12 protein-coding genes are annotated in these 17,680 nt (G+C 71.2%); 4 read left to right on the top strand and 8 right to left on the bottom strand.

Features of this window, described 5'->3' with window-relative positions; genetic code table 11:
• The 5 genes from K8640_RS04410 to K8640_RS04390 all read right to left on the bottom strand — a co-directional run bounded on the left by K8640_RS04410 (nucleotide 1) and on the right by K8640_RS04390 (nucleotide 6,520).
• Entirely contained in the window at nucleotides 1-2,619 is a 2,619-nt protein-coding gene (locus tag K8640_RS04410) for a TonB-dependent receptor domain-containing protein (RefSeq protein WP_223745923.1), read from the bottom strand.
• Between the two features lie 40 nt (nucleotides 2,620-2,659).
• The gene (locus K8640_RS04405; protein ID WP_141327593.1) at nucleotides 2,660-3,466 is read right to left on the bottom strand and encodes an OmpA family protein; all 807 of its coding nucleotides are present in this window, start codon (nucleotides 3,464-3,466) and stop codon (nucleotides 2,660-2,662) included.
• Nucleotides 3,467-3,594: 128 nt separating this feature from the next.
• Entirely contained in the window at nucleotides 3,595-4,146 is a 552-nt protein-coding gene (locus K8640_RS04400; RefSeq protein ID WP_223745922.1) for a chalcone isomerase family protein, read from the bottom strand.
• Between the two features lie 313 nt (nucleotides 4,147-4,459).
• On the bottom strand, nucleotides 4,460-5,467 hold the full coding sequence (locus tag K8640_RS04395) for a 3-oxoacyl-ACP synthase III family protein (protein WP_223745921.1): 1,008 nt from the start codon (nucleotides 5,465-5,467) through the stop codon (nucleotides 4,460-4,462).
• Between the two features lie 141 nt (nucleotides 5,468-5,608).
• Nucleotides 5,609-6,520, bottom strand: coding sequence for a hypothetical protein (locus tag K8640_RS04390; RefSeq protein WP_223745920.1), 912 nt, complete (start codon nucleotides 6,518-6,520; stop codon nucleotides 5,609-5,611).
• 76 nt (nucleotides 6,521-6,596) lie between these two features.
• Between K8640_RS04390 and K8640_RS04385 the strand changes: the two genes are divergently transcribed.
• Entirely contained in the window at nucleotides 6,597-8,813 is a 2,217-nt protein-coding gene (locus K8640_RS04385; protein ID WP_223745919.1) for a molybdopterin oxidoreductase family protein, read from the top strand.
• Here K8640_RS04385 and K8640_RS04380 read toward each other — a convergent pair.
• Complete coding sequence (locus K8640_RS04380) at nucleotides 8,746-9,843, bottom strand: lysylphosphatidylglycerol synthase domain-containing protein (protein ID WP_223745918.1); 1,098 nt, start codon at nucleotides 9,841-9,843, stop codon at nucleotides 8,746-8,748. The genes K8640_RS04385 and K8640_RS04380 overlap by 68 nt on opposite strands.
• Nucleotides 9,844-10,039: 196 nt before the next feature.
• Here K8640_RS04380 and K8640_RS04375 point away from each other — a divergent pair, with 196 nt between their 5' ends.
• A complete protein-coding gene (locus tag K8640_RS04375; protein ID WP_223745917.1) occupies nucleotides 10,040-11,026 on the top strand; it encodes a zinc-dependent alcohol dehydrogenase family protein in 987 nt (328 codons plus the stop codon).
• 29 nt (nucleotides 11,027-11,055) lie between these two features.
• Nucleotides 11,056-11,829, top strand: coding sequence for a glucose 1-dehydrogenase (locus tag K8640_RS04370; RefSeq protein ID WP_223745916.1), 774 nt, complete (start codon nucleotides 11,056-11,058; stop codon nucleotides 11,827-11,829).
• Nucleotides 11,830-11,833: 4 nt separating this feature from the next.
• Here K8640_RS04370 and K8640_RS04365 read toward each other — a convergent pair whose 3' ends face one another.
• Together K8640_RS04365 and K8640_RS04360 are read right to left on the bottom strand one after the other, a co-directional pair.
• Nucleotides 11,834-14,587 (bottom strand): hypothetical protein, encoded by a 2,754-nt coding sequence (locus K8640_RS04365; protein ID WP_223745915.1) that lies wholly within the window; start codon nucleotides 14,585-14,587, stop codon nucleotides 11,834-11,836.
• A gap of 44 nt (nucleotides 14,588-14,631) precedes the next feature.
• Complete coding sequence (locus tag K8640_RS04360) at nucleotides 14,632-16,059, bottom strand: ELWxxDGT repeat protein (protein ID WP_223745914.1); 1,428 nt, start codon at nucleotides 16,057-16,059, stop codon at nucleotides 14,632-14,634.
• 199 nt (nucleotides 16,060-16,258) lie between these two features.
• Between K8640_RS04360 and K8640_RS04355 the strand changes: the two genes are divergently transcribed.
• The gene (locus K8640_RS04355; protein ID WP_223745913.1) at nucleotides 16,259-17,680 is read left to right on the top strand and encodes a galactose oxidase-like domain-containing protein; all 1,422 of its coding nucleotides are present in this window, start codon (nucleotides 16,259-16,261) and stop codon (nucleotides 17,678-17,680) included.

The raw sequence follows: 17,680 nt of genomic DNA, 5'->3' as shown, positions 1-17,680 counted from the left end.
TCAGAAGCTCCCCTTGGCGCCGATGACGGGGAGGATGGGCAGTCCCTCGAAGTAGGCGCTCTGGGTGTAGTTGTAGTTGTAGGCGATGCCCTCCACCGCCGCGTTGTTGTAGACGTTCGTCAAATCCAGGTAGAGGTCCAGCGTCCACTTGTCGAAGACGAAGATCTTGTCGACGCGGACATCCAGCTGGTTGAAGGACGGCAGCCGCCGCGAGTTCACCCCCGCGAACAGCGGCAGGAACACGTCGGTGCCGTCGTCACGCACCGAGCCCACCACCGGCGTCGTCGGGTTGCCGGACGCGAAGCGGAACCTGGCGCCCACCTCCCAGCCCCTCGGCAGCTTGTAGGACGCAATCGCCGTCAGCACGTGCGTCTGGTCGTTGTCGAACAGGCGCCAGTTCGCCCCGGGCGCGTCCCGGCGCTCGCTCTTGCTGAGCGTGTATGCAATCCAGCCGAACAGGCGCTCCGTCAGCGCGCGGCGCACGAGCAGCTCGAAGCCGTAGACCCGGCCGATGCCGCCGTTCTTCAGCCGCTCCGGCACCAGCTCCCCGTCGCGCTCCACCAGCGCGTCCGAGCGGCTGATGAGGTTGTCCAAATCGTTGTAGAAGACCTCGCCGCTGACGAACCACTCCTGCACGGGCTGCCACTCCGCGCCCACGCCGTACTGGAGCGAGCGCTTCGCGGAGAGGTCCGGGTTGCCGAACGCGAGGCTGGGCTCATCCTGCACCGGAGGCCCGTGGTACACGCCCGCGCCGCCCTTCAGGGTCAGCGTGTCCGTCAGCGCGTAGCGCACCGCCAGACGCGGGTTCAGCGTGCGCTTGGCCTTCTTCTGGTCCGTGAAGACATACCCCTCGTACCGCACGCCCGGCACCACCAAGAGCCCCTTGAACGGACGCCAGCGCCCCTCGAGCCACAGCGAGGGGAAGTACTGGAGGAAGTCGCCATCGGTGTCGAGCAGGTCCTCGGTGACGAGCGGGCTGGGCGGCTCACCCTCGCGAGGCGGGCGCTGGATGCGCGCCTTGACGTTCGCGAAGCTGCTCGTCACGTCCACGCCACCCGCCAGGGTGAAGGGCTCCACCAGCGCGTACTCCGCCGTGGCGCGCAGGTTCAGGTCCGTGGAGGCGATGCGCAGGTTGCGCTCGCCAATCTCGAACTCCACCAGCGTGTTGCCCACCAGCGCGTGCGTGTCCAGCGTGAGCCGCTCCCCGCGGTACTGGTGACGCAGGCGCAGCTGGTTGAAGCCCGTCGTCACGTCCAGGTTGCCGTTGACGGACGGGTCGTCGTCCGACGGTCGGTCGAACACCAGCCCCAGCCGGTCCCGAGAGGTGATGCCCTGCAGCGTGAAGGTGTGGCGTGAAATCGGCTTCCACACCAGCTTGAGCTGCGCGTCGTAGTAGCGCGGCGCCACCTGGAGGCTCGGGCCGTCGTCGCCCTCCGGAATCACGCCCAGCACCAGGTCGATGTACGAGCGCCGGCCGCCGATGGCGAAGCCCAGCGTGTCGGTGATGGGCCCCTCGATGACCGCGTTGGACTCGATGAGGCTCACGCCCACGGTGCCGTGGATGCGGTCCATCTTCGGCTCGCGGCTGTTGACGTTGATGACGCCGCCGGTGATGTCGCCGTAGTACGAGGAGAAGTTGCCGGGCAGGTAGTCCAGCGACTCCAGGAGCTCGGAGTTGTAGACGCTGGTCAGGCCGCCGAAGTGGAACAGCAGGGGGATGCGCTGGCCGTCCAGGAAGACGCCGGACTCCTGGGGGCTGGTGCCGCGGATGACCAGGGCGCCGCCGTTGAAGGCCGGGCGCGCCACGCCGGGCAGGTTCTGCACCACCTTGAGCGTGTCGCCCTGGGTGCCGGGCACACGCTGCACCTCGGCCACCTGGAGCGTGGTGCTCGTCACCTCCTTGCGCTCACGGTCGCTGCGCACCACCGTCTCGAAGGGGCTGAAGATGCGCTTCTGCACGTAGTACGTGGCGCGCGTCTCGCGGCCCTCGGACACCGTCTCCCGCGTCTTGAAGCGGTCATAGCCGCCCTGCACCACCAGCACCTCGTGGGTGCCCAGCGGCACGCCCCGGAAGGAGAAGCGCCCCTCCGAGTCCGCCACGGTGGAGCGGTCCAGCTCCGGGAGCACCACCTCCGCGCCGTTGAGCGGCTTGCGCGTGCCGCGCTCCAGCGCCTGGCCGCTGAAGTTCACCGGGGCCTCGGGCTCCACGGTGCCGCCGTCCGCGTCGGTGGGCGGGGCCACCGGCCGGAAGACGAACTGGTAGGCGTACTGGATGCGCACCGGGGCGGGGACGTTGTCGACCTCCGCGGGGGAGAACTCGAACTGCTTCACGGCCTCCACGGCGGCCTCGTCGAAGCCGTGGCCGGCGGGCTGGGTGATTTCGACATTCGTGACGGCGCCCGTCTCCGAGATGTCGATGAACATCACCACCGTGCCCTCGAGCTGCTGGGCGGCGGCTTCGGGTGGATAGGGGGCCTCGACCTGACGCAGCAGCTCGGGCGGTTTCGTCAACACGCCCGTGGGGACGCCCGCGTCGGGGTCGGCGACACCGCCGTCCGGAGCCTGTGCCCAGGCTCCGGCGGCGAGGCAGAAACACAAAACGGCCAGGAACGTTCTCATGGGGGGAAGGGCGCGAAGGCGCCCGACCTCCCTAACGCTTTCACAACTTGGGTGCGAGAACGATTTCGATACGACGATTCAGACTGCGATTCTCGGGCGAGTCATTGACCGCGATGGGCTGGTATTGCCCGTAGCCCGCCGCTGACAGCGTCGTCGGGTCCACGCCCGCGTCCTGCAGCGCCCGCACCACCGCCATGGCGCGCGCCAGGCTCAGCTCCCAGTTGGTGGGGAACTGGCCGCCGCCCGTCGGAACGTCATCCGTGTGTCCTTCGACGCGGATGATCTTCCCCTGCACGCTCTTGAGCGCGTCGGCGATCTTCTTCAGCGCCTCGCCGCCCTCCTTGCCCACGCGCGCGGAGCCGGACGCGAAGAGGATCTTGTCCTTGAGCTGCACCGTCATGCGGCCCTTCAGCTCGGACAACTCAATCTTGCCCTCGGAGATCTCCGACTTGAGGCTCTGCGCCAGGCTCTCGTACTCGGAGCTCTTCTTCTCCAGCTCCTCCTTGGCCTGGGCCAGCTTCTTGGAGTTGCGCGCCAGCTCCTCGTTGAGCGCGGCGAGCTGCGCGTTCTGGTCCTGCAACGCGCGGCGCTCGGCGGCGCCCGCCGTGAGGCGCGACTCGGAGGTGGTCAGCCGGGTCTCCAGCGCCTTCTTCTCCTCCTCCAGCGCGGCGATCTTCTCCGTCAGCTCCTTGACCTTGGCCTCGGCGGCCTCACGCGCGCCCTTCTCGTCGTTGAGGCCCTTGGTGAGGTTCTCCGCCTCCAGGGCCTTCGCGTCGAACTTGCCCTGAGAGACGCATCCCGTGGTGGAGAGCGCGACGAGCGCAGCCAGAATCAGCCGTGTCCGCATGTGTATGTATTCTCCTGACAGCGATGGTTGGAGCTCCAGCCTACTGCCTGGAAGTTCCAAGGTCAGGAAGAACCCACACGGGCATTTCGCCAGCCTGGACCCCCGCCAGAGGGCCCGGGTGTAAAGCTTCAACGAGGGAAGATGGGGTGCACATCCAGCCAGACGGCGAAGAGCGCGTCGGCGAACGTCTTGCCGGGGATGAACACGCCGCCGCTGGCCGCGCCGCCGACCTCCAGGCCGCCATCCGGGGTGTAGGTGATGATGAGGTCCCCGCCCTTCTCCACGTCACGCAGCGACGCGAGCATGACGCCCAGCTGCTGGGACAGAGGCCCCTCGCGCAGCTCCGGGTTGCGGTACAGGCCGTTGCGCAGGCTGTCCACCAGCTGCGAGCGGGTGATGTCTCGCAGGAAGCGGAAGTGCAGCCGCTTCACGGAGTTGGAGGCGATGGCCTCCGAGGCGCTCCTCGGCCGCGACTCCAGATAGAGACTCCACACGTACACCTTGAACAAGAAGCGCTTGTGCAGCTCCATGTGGGCCAGCTCCACCGTGCGCCCCTGGAGCTGCAGGGAGTCCGGCATGTGGACTCCACCCACCTGCTTCTGTCCCGCCTGCGCCGCGCCCGTTGCCAGCACCCACCCCAGCACGAGCCACCGCGCGCTCTTCCACGCCTGCTCTCTCATGCGTCCGACCCCCGCCCTGTCCGAGTACGGTGCCCGGATAGGTGCGCATGCCTGGACGCGACCGCCAGCAGATCGTTCCAGTTCCCTGTGGAGCAGTGGACGGAGCGGACCCGGGGTGAGGCCCCGCCCACGCCCGGCGTCGAGGCGCACGGGACCGGGGCCGTCAGCCACGGGGAGCTCGGGAGGGGGATGTCGCGGGGTGTCGGGGCCATGACGCTCGTTGGAGAACATACCAGCGCTCTCCGACGTGCGGGGAAGGAGGCTGCATGACGGGCGCCCGGTCGGACACTTCGGACCGGGGTGCCAGGGTGCGTCAGGGGGCGGCGCGAGTGCGCTCGAGCAGGGCGCCGGCCCAGGTGAGCCCGCTGCCCACCACGCTCAGGACCAGGGCGTCGCCCAGGCCGGGGTCGTCCCAGTGCTCGCTCAGGACGCCCGGGGCGCCCGCCGCGCCGGTGTTGCCCCGGACGTGGACGTTGAAGAAGTGGCGTGACTCGGGGACCTCGCAGCGGCGCTGGACGGCCTCCAGCATGCGCAGGTTGGCCTGGTGGCCGATGAAGGTGACGTCGCCGGGCCCCTGGTCCGGGTGTCGGGCCAGGTAGTCGGCGCGCAGGTCCAGGAAGGTCTCTCCCGCGCGGCGGATGGCGAACTTCTGCACCTCCGCGCCGTGCTGGGTGAAGTGGCCGATGCGCGGCACGCGCACCTTGTCCGCGCCCGAGGGGTCTCCGGCGAGCCGGGTCTCGGTGATTCGCCAGCGGCCCGGCACGCGGGGGGACAGCACCGCCGCCGAGGAGCCGTCGCCCCACAGCACCGCGCTGGAGCGGTCCGCGTAGTCCACCACGCGCGTGGAGTTGTCCATGTTCACCACGAGCACGTACTCCGGCAGCCGCTCCGGGCGCATGCCCGTCAGGAAGTGCAGCTGCGTGCAGAAGGACGAGCAGGCGCTCTGCAGGTCCACGGCCGGCGCGTCGATGCCCAGCTCCTGCGCCACGCGGTTGGACTCGGCCGGGATGCACTCGTCCGGGCTGCACCCGCCCGCGACGACGAGGCCGATGTCGGAGGGCTTCAGCCCCGCGCGCGTGAGCGCCAGGCGCGCGGCGTGGGCACCCGTCTGCGCGTTGCTGTAGAGCGCGGCCTCCTGCGCGGCCCGCACGTCCCGGTTGCGCGTCTGCCGCAGGTAGTCGAGCGGCAGCACCGTGTGGCGGGAGCGGATGCCCACCCGCTCCAATATCCACGCGTCCGAGGTCTCGAGGCCCAGCTCCTCCAGGAAGGCATTGGTGAGGAGGTTGGGCGGATGGAAGTGACCGAGCGCGTGCAGGAACATGGGAACCCTCTAACGCCCAACCCTGCCCATTCTCTGTCAGCGTGCTGTCACGCCCGCGCTGCTCCGCGGAGCAGCCGGCCATGCGGGCGTCGCGCCGGGCCATTCCAGTCCCGACGCGACGGGGACTGACGCGACGTGTCGTCAGGGCTTCTTCACGGGCTGGACGGAGAAGAAGAGGACCGAGTCGCCCTTGCCCTTCACCTGCATGCCCTTGGCCTTCATCGCGGGGATGGGGGTGTAGACGACGGGCCCCTGCAGGTTGAAGGCGGTCAGCTCGGTGCCCTCGCCCAGCACGTGCATCGTCCCCTGGTAGGCGATGGTGGTGGTCATGGGGTTCTGCTCGTCCGGGGCCAGCTCCATCGTGGTGGAGACGAGGAACAGGCCGACGAGGCCGCGCGGGTCCTCGTGGATCTCCTGGAGCTGGACGCGCGTCTTGCGGAACTTCACGCTCGCGGGGTTGCCCTTCTGCAGGAGCTTCTCGAAGGCGCGCGCCACGCCGTCCAGCTTCGCGCCCACCTTCACCGGGCCCCGGGGGAAGGCGGCGGCGATGGGGTCCTCGGCGCCCAGCCCGTCCAGGTCCTTGCGCACCAGCTCGGCTTCCTCCGGCGGCACCGGCTGGCCGTTCGCGTCCGTCACCTCGACACGGCCCGCCCTGGCCTCACCCACGTAGGTCTTCTGGTGGACGACGGTGACCTGCCGCTTCTGCCGTCCCTGCGGGTCCTTCATCACGTCCACCACGTCGCCATAGGCGAGCTTCGCCTTGGTGACGAGGGGCCCCTTCACCTCCAGCGGGGTGAAGACCTGCGCCTGGAACATCTCGGTGGAGACGTCGATGGGCTCCGGCTCCATGAAGGGCGCGGTGATGTAGAAATCCTGCTGCATCGTCATCCCCATCCGCACCTCCTCGGCCCGCCCCACCACCGCGTCCTGGCGGGTGAAGCTCAGCGCCCGGGCCTTGGACACGACGATTCGGGGCGGCTCGGTGGCCCCCACGTCCAGCGGCGACAATGCCAACAACCCCACGGCGATGACCCACGGCTCCATCCGGCGCATGTGTTCTCCTCGTGACACAATCCTTTCATGGCACCGCCATCCGCGTCAGGCATTGGCGTTGTGTAGAGTGCGCGGCATGAGCGCCAAGGCCACGTCCCGGGTCCACTTCCGTACGTGCAACCTGTGCGAGGCCATGTGCGGCCTGCGCATCGAACTCCGGGAGGAGCGAATCACCTCCATCCGGGGAGACGACGAGGACCCGTTCAGCCGGGGCCACGTGTGTCCCAAGGCGCTGGCGCTCAAGGACCTGCACGAGGACCCGGACCGGCTGCGCCACCCGATGCGGCGGACCCAGACGGGCTGGGAGCGCGTGTCGTGGGACGAGGCGCTGGACCAGGCGGCGAAGGGCCTGCACGCGGTGCAAGAGGCGCACGGGCGCGACGCGGTGGCGTCGTACCTGGGCAACCCCAACGTGCACAACCTGGGCAACATGGTGTTCGGCTCGGAGCTGGTGCGCGCGCTGCGCTCGAAGAACCGCTTCTCCGCCACGTCGGTGGACCAGCTCCCCCACCAGTTGGTGTCGTACTTCATGTTCGGCCACCAGTTGCTGGTGCCCATCCCGGACCTGGACCGCACGCGCTATCTGCTGGTGATGGGCGCCAACCCGCTCGCGTCCAATGGCAGCCTGATGACGGCCCCGGACGTGCGCACCCGGCTGCGCGCCATCCAGCAGCGCGGCGGCAAGCTCGTGGTGGTGGACCCGCGCCGCACGGAGACGGCGGCCATCGCGGACACGCACGTCTTCATCCGCCCCGGCACGGACGCGCTGCTGCTGCTCGCGCTGCTGCACGTCGTGCTCCACGAGCACCCGCCGAGGACGGGGCACCTGGACGCACTCACGGACGGGCTCGACACCGTGCGAGCGCTCGCGCGCGACTTCCCGCCCGAGCGCGTGGCGCCGCACACCGGAGTCCCCGCCGAGACGGTGCGCACGCTCGCGCGCGACTTCCTCGCCGCCGACGCGGCCGTCTGCTACGGGCGCATGGGCCTGTCCACGCAGCCCTTCGGCTCGCTGTGCCAGTGGCTCATCAACGTGCTCAACGCGGTGACGGGCCAGCTGGACAAGGAGGGCGGCGCCATGTTCACCCAGCCCGCCTTCGACATCATCTGCGGCCCCAAGGCGATGGCGCTCGGCCGGGGCAGCCATGGCCGGTGGAAGAGCCGGGTGCGTGGGCTGCCGGAGACGGGCGGCGAATTGCCCTCGGCCGTGCTCGCCGAGGAGATGCTCACCCCGGGCGACGGCCGCGTGCGCGCGCTCGTCACCATGGCGGGCAACCCCGTGCTGTCCACGCCCAACGGCGCGCAGCTGGAGCGCGCGCTCCAGGGGCTGGACTTCATGGTGAGCGTGGACCCGTACCTCAACGAGACGACACGCCACGCGCACATCATCCTGCCGCCCGTGTCCCCGCTGGAGCGCGGCCACTACGACGTGGCCTTCCACGCGCTGGCCGTGCGCAACACCGCCAAGTACTCGCCGCCGCTGTTCGAGCCCGGGCCGGAGGGGCGTCACGACTGGCAGATCGTCCTCGCGCTGCAGCACCGCCTGGAGACCCTGCGCAAGGGCCGTCCGTCCGTGCGCCAGACGCTGCGCTACCAGACCCTCACGCGGCTGGGGCCGGAGCGGATGCTGGACATCGGTTTGCGCCTGGGCCCGCACGGCAGCCGGTTCCATCCGCTGCGCCAAGGCCTGTCGCTGTCGAAGCTGCGCGCCTCACCGCACGGCGTGGACCTGGGCCCGCTCGAGCCGTGCCTGCCCGAGCGGCTTCAGACGAAAGACAGGCGCCTGCACCTGGCCCCTCCGCTGCTCGTCGCGGACGTGCAGCGGCTCGCCCAGACGTTCCCGGAGGGCGGGGCGCCCGACGCGCGCGCGGGCGAGCTGCTGCTCATCGGCCGCAGACACCTGCGCGACAACAACTCCTGGATGCACAACGTGCCGGGCCTGCTCAAGGGCAAGCCGCGCTGCACGCTGATGGTGCACCCGGAGGACGCGTCGCGGCTGGGGCTGGCGGACGGCGTGGACGCCACCGTCACCTCCCGCGTGGGCGAGGTGACGGTGCCGGTGGCGGTGACGGACGAGGTGATGCCGGGCGTGGTGAGCCTGCCGCACGGCTATGGCCATCGCCGTCAGGGCACGAAGCTGCGCGTGGCCAGCGAGCACGCGGGCATCAGCCAGAACGACCTGACGGACGACCACGCGGTGGACGCCGTCAGCGGCAACGCGGCCTTCAACGGCACGCCGGTGAGGGTGAGGCCGGCCGCGCCACCCCAGGCATCCGCCACACCAGCGGCGTGAGCGCGCCGGCGAGCACGAAGACCAGCTGCACCAGGTGGCCCAGCAGCGCCACCGACATGGCGCGCGCGGCGGTGGTGTCCAGCACGCCCGCCGCCAGCGCGAAGGCGCCGTCGCTCACGCCCACCTGGCCGGGCACCAGCGAGCCCACCGCCAGCGCGCACAGGTAGAGGCCCTGCGAGAAGAGCGCCTGCACCACCGACGTGTCGATGCCCACCGCGTGCGTCAGCACCGCGTACTGCGCCACCTGCAGCGTGCGGCTGCCCAGGAAGGCCAGCACGGGGCTCTTCGGGAGCAGCGGGCCGTGGCACGCGGTCTCGCGGAACTGCTCCGTGAGCTGCGCCCACCTGCGCGAGCGCTTCGCCAGCCACGCGCACGGTCCCTGGGCGCGCATGCACGCACGCACGCCCGTGGAGGCCAGCACCAGCACCACGCCGTGACCGAGCATCGCCAGCGTGAAGACGGACCAGCCCGTGAGCAGGAACGAGGCCGCCGCGCAGGGAAAGGAGATGAGGCCGCCGGCCGCCAGCGAGGCCGCCTGGGACGTGGCCGCCGCGGCCGCCGCGGTGCCGCCACCCATGTGGGGTGACAGGAGCGCGGCCTTGGTGGCCTCCGCCGCCGCGCGGCCCGCGGGCGCCATGCTGGACACCGCGGTGCCGATGAGCTGCGCGCGCGCCAGCACCCTCAGGGGCACCCGCTCCGCGCTCGCGCCATAGGAGGCGCGCGTGGCGAGCGCGTCCATGCCCTGACGTCCCACCTCCAGGAGCACCACCCACGGCAGCCACGGCGCGGCGCCCAGCAGCACGCTCCCGAGCTCATGCGGGCCCACCTTGCGCACCAGCAGCGCCAGCATGCCCACCCCGGCCACCGCGAAGAGGGGCCGTAGGAGCCCCGTCATCCTGCGTCTCCACGGAACGGCCAGCGGAGCCGCCACCGTCGCGGCCTCCATCGGTCGGCCCAGGGTCATCCCCGCGCGCACGTTGCTGCCCACTGTCGCCTCCTCGCCACCCAGCCGCCCCGAGTCACCACGCAAGGTGAGCAGCGCGACGCGGGAATGCGAGGCCCTCGTGCTCCCCTGCCCCTCCCCTCGCGTCCGCCGGTGGACACCGTGCCCGGCGCCCCCACCCTGGCGAACGGGTTGCCGCGACGACTTGGAGTGCGTGCTCGGCTCCGGGCCCGAAGGTCGCTAGGGTGCGGACCCGAATTCCCGCGCGCACTCGGAGCAACCCATGAAAGCGGTCCGGTTTTCGAAGTTCGGGCATCCGTTGAAGGTGGTGGAGCTGGTGGAGGAGCCCGACGCGGCGCTCGAGTCGGGGCAGGTCCGCATCGAGGTCCTGGCCACGCCCATCAACCCGTCGGACGTGCTCACCCTGTCGGGTCAGTACGGCTCGCTGCCCAAGCTGCCGGCGGTGCCGGGCAACGAGGGCGTGGGCCGCGTGGTGGAGGTGAAGGACACCTCGGCCGTGAAGGTGGGAGACCTGGTGTTCCTGCCGCTGGGCGCGGGCACGTGGCGCACGCACCTGGTGGCGCCCGCCGAGGGTCTGGTGACGGTGCCCCCCGGCACGGACCTGAAGCAGGCGTCCATGTTGTTCGTCAACCCGCCCACCGCGGACATCCTGCTGCGCGAGTTCGGCGCGTTGAAGCCCGGGGACTGGGTGCTGCAGAACGCCGCCAACTCCGCGGTGGGCCGCTACCTCATCACCCTGGCGAAGCAGGCCGGCTACAAGACGCTCAACGTGGTGCGCCGCGAGGAGCTGGCGAAGGAGCTCACCGAGCTGGGCGCGGACGTGGTGCTGACGGACACGGATGATTTGCCCGAGCGCGTGAAGGCGGCGACGGGCGGCGCCAAGGTGCGGCTGGCCATCGACGCGGTGGGCGGCGACTCCACGCGGCGGCTGGGGGATTCGCTCGCCACCGGCGGCACGGTGGTGAACTACGGCGTCATGTCCGGCAAGGGCCCCAAGCTGTCGGCCGCGGCTTCCATCTTCAAGGACATCACCCTGCGCGGCTTCTGGCTGGTGCTGTGGCTCAAGCGCGCCCCGCGCGAGCAGCAGCAGGAGACGTTCGGCCGACTGGCGAAGCTGGTGGCCGACGGCACGCTGAAGACGGCGGTGGAGGGCACCTTCACGCTGGACGCCATCCAGGAGGCGCTCGCGCGCTCGATGGAGGGTGGACGCGGCGGCAAGGTGCTGCTCACGCCCAATGGACCTGTCTGAAGACACGCTGTTCGACGGGAGGCACGACGATGAAGCGCGTGGAAGGCAAGGTGGCACTGATTACGGGCGCGGCGGGCGGGCTGGGCAGCGCGGCGGCGCGGATGCTCGCGCGCGAGGGCGCCAGGGTGGTGGTGACGGACCGGCCCCAGCAGGAGGAGGCCGGCGTCGAGGTGGCCAAATCCCTGGGTGAGGGCATGGGCCTGTTCGTCCCGCTGGACGTCACGCGCGAGGAGGACTGGGTGCGCGCGATGGAGGTGACGCTGGAGAAGTTCGGCCGGCTGGACGTGCTCGTCAACAACGCGGGCCTGGGCGTGCCCAAGGACGTGGAGAACATCACCCTGGCCGAGTGGCGGCTGGTGCACGCGGTCAACCTGGACGGCACGTTCCTGGGCTGCAAGCACGGCATCCAGGCCATGCGCAAGTCAGGCGCCAGGGGCTCCATCATCAACATCTCCTCCGTGGCGGGGCTCATCGGCGTGCCCACGCTGGTGGCGTACGGCAGCGCGAAGGCCGCCGTGCACATGTTCACCAAGTCGGTGGCGTTGCACTGCGCGCACCACGGCTACGGCATCCGGTGCAACTCCATCCACCCCACGTTCATCGAGACGAACATGGTGAAGGCGCTGATTGCGTCCTCGGGCTCGCCGGAGCGGGCTCGCGAGGGGCTGCGGCGCACGATTCCGCAGGGCGCGATGGGGGAGCCGGATGACGTGGCCAACGCCGTGGTCTACCTCGCCTCGGACGAGTCGAAGCTGATGACGGGCGCGGAGATGATTCTCGACGGCGGCTCCACCGCGCAGTAGCGCTTCAGCTCCAAGGCGCGTGGAAGAGCTGGGAGAAGCGCAGGCCCAGCTCCGGGCGTCGAATCATCGCCTCGCCCCAGGCGCGGCCCTCCGTGCCCCACGACGTCACGGACAGGCCATTGGCGGCAAACACTTCCAGTGCGTCGTCGCCCATGCTGAGGGCCTTGAGGATGCGCGAGTAGTCCAGCACCGAGGCCATCGTCGCGCCGGGGAAGATGACCTCCACGTCGATGGGGAGGAGCTCCACCTGGGGGTTCGCGTCGAACCGTCGCAGCTGCGTGGGACGCGGCCCCAACCGCGCCAGCGCTTCCGCCAGGCGGGCCTGGTGTGCCTCCTGCTCCGCGCGGGCCTGTGCGGCCTCGAGCGCGGCGGCCTCGACCTCGAGACGGGCGAGCTCGAGCTGACGCTCCTGGTCGCGGCGCCGCGACTCCTCCACCCGCTTGCGCAGCTCGGCCTGGCGCAGGGCCTCTGCCTCCTCGGCTCGACGCTCGAGGGCCTCGCGCATCAGCCGCACCTCGACGTGCAGGTCCTCGAGCAGGTCCCGCTGGTAGCTGGATTCGGCCTCGGGCGAGGACGCCGCGAGCACCCGCGCCTCGAAGCCGGGGAACCACGCGAGGAAGCGCTCCGCGTCGGGGACGAGGGCGTCGTGTCCCGAGCGCAGGGCCCCGGCCAGCGGCGCGGCGGCGAGGAAGACTGCGTGTGACGTGGGGCGAGGCCACGTGTCCACCCGCGCCTCGGCCGCCGCCCAGACGAAGGGGAGCCTCGCGGGCAGCGCTTCCACGGGCGCGTTCTCCACGAGGAAGGACACCAGGTCGGGCAGCCTCTTCTGTGAGTCCACGCGCCACCAGGTCTCGAAGATGGCGATGGCGTCCGGCTGCGCCGCGCGCTGACGCTCCCAGAGCTCCTGTCGCCAGGGCTCGAACGCGGCCAGCAGCTCCGCGCGCTCGACGGGGTGACGCTGGAAGCGCAGCCACACCGCGTCGATGAGCTCCTCGCGTCCGGAGATGCCGCTCCAGGAGCGCACCGCCTTGTTCAAGGGCGCCAGGATCGTCGAGCGCGCGGGGCGCTCCCACGCGGCCATCAGCAGCCGCGCGCACCGCCCCGGAACCGGGCGCTCGCGACGCAGGCGTCCGGGCAGCGACACGAGCAACTCCAGGAGCGGCGCCGCGCACGCCGCGTCCCGCGCCCAGGTGTGCACCAGGGCCAGTTCCTCCACGTCTCCGTGGACGAGGAAGTCCACGAGTGCGCGCGAGTGGAGCAACTCCGCGCGCTCGGACGAAGACGCGCGGGACAGGGCCTGGCCCGCGGCGCGCTGGAAAGCTGTCGCGGACGCATCGTCCGGGGCCTCGTCGCCTTCGCGCACCCACTCCAGCAATCGCAGCACACGCGCCGCGGGCAACGTCCCCAGGCGGGCATCGGCCCACTGCCGCCAGCGCTCGCGCACCTCGGGCGGCAGGCTCGCGTAGGGCGTCTGGCGCGCCCACTGGGACAGCGGCTCGATGAGCCCGTCATCGAATCCAGCGGAGACCGTCAGCAGCGCGTCCACCGCTTCCCACGAGGCGGGCGCGGGCCAGCGCCGCATCACCTCGCGCGCGAGCACCGCGCTCCGCGTCTCCCGCAGGACCGTGAGTAATGCGGGGGCACCCATTGATGCCAGCGTCCTCGCCGCCAGCGCGGCCCGGTCCTCGGCATCCGAGTCCTGCGCGGCATTGCCCTCACCGTCCAAGCTCAGCGCGCCCCTCGCCTTGTCGTCCGAGCCACGCGCGGCTCTGGCCTTTTCGTCCGCGCCCTGGACGACTCTGGCCTCATCAGCCGAGCCTTGCGCTGCGCTGGTCTCATCGTCCGCGCCCTGGACGGTTCTGGCCTCAACGGCCGAACCTTGCGCTGCGCTGGCCTTGTCGTCTGAGCCCTGCGCGGCCCTGGCCTCGGCGTCCGAGCGCAGCGCGGCGAGCAGCCCTCTCTCGTCCCCCAACACGAGCGCGCACTCGAAGGCGATGTCCTCGTCCTGGGCGCGCAGGCCCTCGCGCAGCGCGAGCAACAGGTCCACCTCCGGCGCCTTGCCGGTGGCTCGCACCCAGGCCACGGCGGCGCGGGCGGCATGCTCCGGATGATTCGCGAACACGTCGCGCGCATGGCGGGCGATGAGCTCCCGCTGCGGCCGGCTCGACGGCGCGACGAACCAGACCCGCCAGCGCGTCAACGCGAGCGCGGCCTCCAGACAGGCGAGCCCGTCGGCGTACAGCGCGCCCTGCGCCGCGGAGTACAGCTCTCGCGACGGCCGGCCCCGGTTCACCGCCGCGAGCGCCGCGAGCTGTCGCACGCCCGGGTCCTCGCTCCGCTGGTAGAGCGCCTCCAGCGAGTCATCCGCCTCCGCCGCCGCGTCACGAGAGACCGGCGGCTGGCTCCAGGGGACCACGTCCGCCCAGCGGTCCTCCGCCTCCTCGACGAAGCCCCCGAGCGTCAGGAAGGGCTCGCAGCGCCGCGCGTCCTCGACGATGCGCAACACCCCCGCCCACTGCCCGGAGTACTGGGCCTCCAGCTGTCGGGCCAGCCCGGGCTCCAGCGCCTCCAGTCGCCCCGTCAGCGCGAAGCGGTCCACCCCCGCGTGCAACAGCATGCGCGCCGCGCCGTAGTGCTCGGGCGCCACCGGACCACAGGCGCAGCTCGGACACCGGACACCGGGAGGATTGAAGCGGGTGCAGCCCGGACACCGCACCCGCGCGCCGCGAACGGCGCCATTGTCCCAGAAGGGAGCCATGCCCCCTGTCTACAACGTCCCGGGACCTGTTTTCCTCCAGGTGCTCACGGCCCCGGCACAAGGCACCTGCCGTCCGGCCGGAACGGCAGCGTGAAGAGCCGCCGCACCCCCGTCGCATCCTCCGCCGAGAAGAAGACGCTCCACCCCGAGCGCCGGAAGCTCCTCGGCGACGAGCCCCGAGGCCCCGGCGCCAGCTCCGTCAGCGGCACCGTGCCCACGCGAAAGCCGTTGCTCACCCACGGCTCCTGGCCCCGCCCCCGGATGTCCGCGCTGAAGAACAGGTGGTCCTCGACCACCGTCAGCGCCTGCGGAAACGAGCCGCCCGGCCCCAGCTCCAGGTCCCCGAAGATGCGCGTGCGCGCGGCCGTGCCGTCGCTGTCCCAGAGCTCCACGCCGTGGGTGCCGTCGTCCGCGGCGAAGAAGAGCGTGTCCGCGAGCACCGCGAAGTTCCGCGGATTGGAGCCGACGTTGCCCGCGCGCACGTCCTCCACCAGCACCGTGCCCGCCGCCGTGCCGTCGCTGCGCCACAACTCCAGGTTCTCGTCCTCCATGTGCGCCGCGGCGCTGAACACCAGCCGCTCCCCCACCGCCGCCAGCTCCCCCACGCGCGCGAAGGTGCCCAGCATCGCCGGCGCCCTTCCCGCCTCCGACACCATCAACCCCACCGCGCCGTGGTGCTGCTGGCTCCTGACGAAGAACAGCTTGCGGCCCACGGGCACCAACGGGAACTGGAAGCCCAGGTCACTGGGCACACGCACCACCTCGGCGGCGTTCGGCCCCACCCCCAGCCGCATCAGCCGCGTGAACAACCCCCGGGACGAGATGACGAAGTACAGCGCGCCGTCCCCACCCCGGGTGAGCTGGTCCGGCGAGGAGTCCTCCACCCCCGGCTCCAGGTCCTCCACCAGCACCGTGCCCGCCGCCGTGCCGTCGCTGCGCCACAGCTCCCGCCCATGCGCCGGGTCTCCCGCCGTGAAGTACAACAGCCCCTGGTACTCGAAGAGCGCGTTCGGGAACGAGCCCACCTCGCCGGGCCAGATGTCCTTCACCCGGACGGTGCCCTCCGGCGTCCCATCCGAGACGAACAGCTCCCGCCCCGCCGCCGGGTCGTTCGCGGCGAAGAACACCTTCGCGCCCACGCGCGTGAACCAGGTCGGCTCCGAGCCGCCCACCCCTGGGAACACGTCCTTCAACAGCCGCGTCCCCGCGCCCGGCGCGCCCGAGCTCACCCAGGGCTCGCGGCCGCGCTCCGCGTCCTCCGCGCTGAACACCATGCCGCCCGTGCTCGGCGCCATCGGCGGGGTGTAGGGCCTGTCCTCCACCAGCGTGACCCCCAGCGACACCGCCGTGCGCGAGCAGTACTCCCAGGACTCCAACAAGGGCGAAGCCGCCGCCTCCACCGGCTCCGGCGCTCCCGAGGCCGGGGCACACCCCACGAGCAGACCCACCCACAGCAGCCAACGGCACCTCATCGGGACATCTCCTTCGTCGACACGAATCGAGCCAGACAGAGGACCAAGCCACCTCGCGCCCTCCGCGGACAACGGTCCTCCGGTGGCACGGCTCGTCACCCAGCCGTCAGTGACTTGCGACGGGCGGACAGCTCGCGCCCGCGCGCGACGTCCCTAGGTTCTGGCCCCTCGTCCGCCCGACCCCGCCTGGAGCCCGCCAATGCGCCACCCTCCCCTGCCTCGTCGGTGCGCGGTCCTCGCCGTCCACCTGCTGGGCCTCGTGGTGCTGGGCGCCACCTCGGCCAGGGCCCAGGTGCCGTCGCTGACGGGGCGCTGGTCCAGCGTGCTGACCTGGCCCATCTCCGCCACGCACCTGTCGCTGATGCCGGACGGCAAGGTGCTCTTCTTCGGCGAGTTCGACGAGGGCGCGCTGCCACCCCGCCGCTGGGACCCGTCCACCGGGGCGCTCACCACGTATCCGTACGCGGGCTACAACATCTTCTGCAGCGGCCACAGCTTCCTGTCCAACGGCAAGCTGCTGGTGACGGGCGGCCACATCGCCAGCCACGTGGGCCTGCCCGACACCAGCGCGTTCGACTTCAACACCAACACCTGGACCCGGCTGCCGGACATGAACGCCGGGCGCTGGTACCCCACCAACACCACGCTCTCCAACGGCGACGTGGTGGTCATCTCCGGAGAAATCGCCGGAGCGGGCGACATCAACGAGATTCCCCAGCGCTTCATCGCGGGCACCAACACGTGGCGCACGCTGACGGGCGCCCGGCGCAACCTGCCCTTCTATCCGAAGATGTTCCTGGCGCCCAACGGCCAGCTCTTCTACGCGGGCTCGCTGCGCGGCTCGCTCTGGCTGAACCCCAATGGCAACGGCGCCTGGACCACCGGCCCCCTGAGCAACTTCGGCGGACGCAGCTATGGGCCCGCGGTGTTCATCGACGGCAAGGTGACGCTCTTCGGCGGAGGCGAGCCGCCCACCGCCACCGTGGAGCAGATAGACCTCACCGTGGCGGCGCCGAGCTGGCGGTACGTGGCGCCCATGAGCATCCGCCGGCGCCAGCACAACGCGGTGCTGCTGCCGGACGGCACCGTGCTCATCGTCGGCGGCAGCAGCGGCAGCGGCTTCGACGACGCGACCTCGCCCGTCCGCCACGCGGAGCTCTACAACCCCGCCACCAACACCTGGACCTCGCTGGCCAGCCAGGTGCGCTACCGCGGCTATCACTCCACCGCGGCGCTCCTGCCGGACGGGCGCGTGCTGTCGGCCGGCGGCGCGAACGAGCGCACCGCGGAGGTCTTCTCCCCGCCCTACCTCTTCAAGGGCGCGCGCCCCGTCATCACCGCCGCGCCCACCACGTCCCAGCCCGGCGCCACCTTCCTCATCACGACACCCGACGCGGCCCGCATCACCCGCGTGTCGCTCATCGCGCTCAACTCCACCACGCACACCTTCGACATGAACCAGCGGCTGCTCACCCTGGCCTTCACCCGGACCTCCGGCGCCCTCACCGTCACCGCGCCCCCCAACCGCAACCTCGCGCCGCCGGGCTACTACCAGCTCTTCATCGTGAACGACGCGGGCGTGCCCTCGTACGGCCGCAGGCTGCGCATCCCGCCCCCGTGA

It is taken from the genome of Myxococcus sp. XM-1-1-1 (assembly GCF_020037095.1).
GTDB classification, from domain to species: Bacteria; Myxococcota; Myxococcia; order Myxococcales; family Myxococcaceae; genus Myxococcus; species Myxococcus fulvus.
This window is presented reverse-complemented; position numbering and strand designations above follow the sequence as displayed.

Coding starts and splice junctions, on each gene's coding strand:
- K8640_RS04410 (WP_223745923.1), bottom strand. CDS start 2,619: ATGAGAACGTTCCTGGCCGTTTTGTGTTTCTGCCTCGCCGCCGGAGCC.
- K8640_RS04405 (WP_141327593.1), bottom strand. CDS start 3,466: ATGCGGACACGGCTGATTCTGGCTGCGCTCGTCGCGCTCTCCACCACG.
- K8640_RS04400 (WP_223745922.1), bottom strand. CDS start 4,146: ATGAGAGAGCAGGCGTGGAAGAGCGCGCGGTGGCTCGTGCTGGGGTGG.
- K8640_RS04395 (WP_223745921.1), bottom strand. CDS start 5,467: ATGTTCCTGCACGCGCTCGGTCACTTCCATCCGCCCAACCTCCTCACC.
- K8640_RS04390 (WP_223745920.1), bottom strand. CDS start 6,520: ATGCGCCGGATGGAGCCGTGGGTCATCGCCGTGGGGTTGTTGGCATTG.
- K8640_RS04385 (WP_223745919.1), top strand. CDS start 6,597: ATGAGCGCCAAGGCCACGTCCCGGGTCCACTTCCGTACGTGCAACCTG.
- K8640_RS04375 (WP_223745917.1), top strand. CDS start 10,040: ATGAAAGCGGTCCGGTTTTCGAAGTTCGGGCATCCGTTGAAGGTGGTG.
- K8640_RS04370 (WP_223745916.1), top strand. CDS start 11,056: ATGAAGCGCGTGGAAGGCAAGGTGGCACTGATTACGGGCGCGGCGGGC.
- K8640_RS04365 (WP_223745915.1), bottom strand. CDS start 14,587: ATGGCTCCCTTCTGGGACAATGGCGCCGTTCGCGGCGCGCGGGTGCGG.
- K8640_RS04360 (WP_223745914.1), bottom strand. CDS start 16,059: ATGAGGTGCCGTTGGCTGCTGTGGGTGGGTCTGCTCGTGGGGTGTGCC.
- K8640_RS04355 (WP_223745913.1), top strand. CDS start 16,259: ATGCGCCACCCTCCCCTGCCTCGTCGGTGCGCGGTCCTCGCCGTCCAC.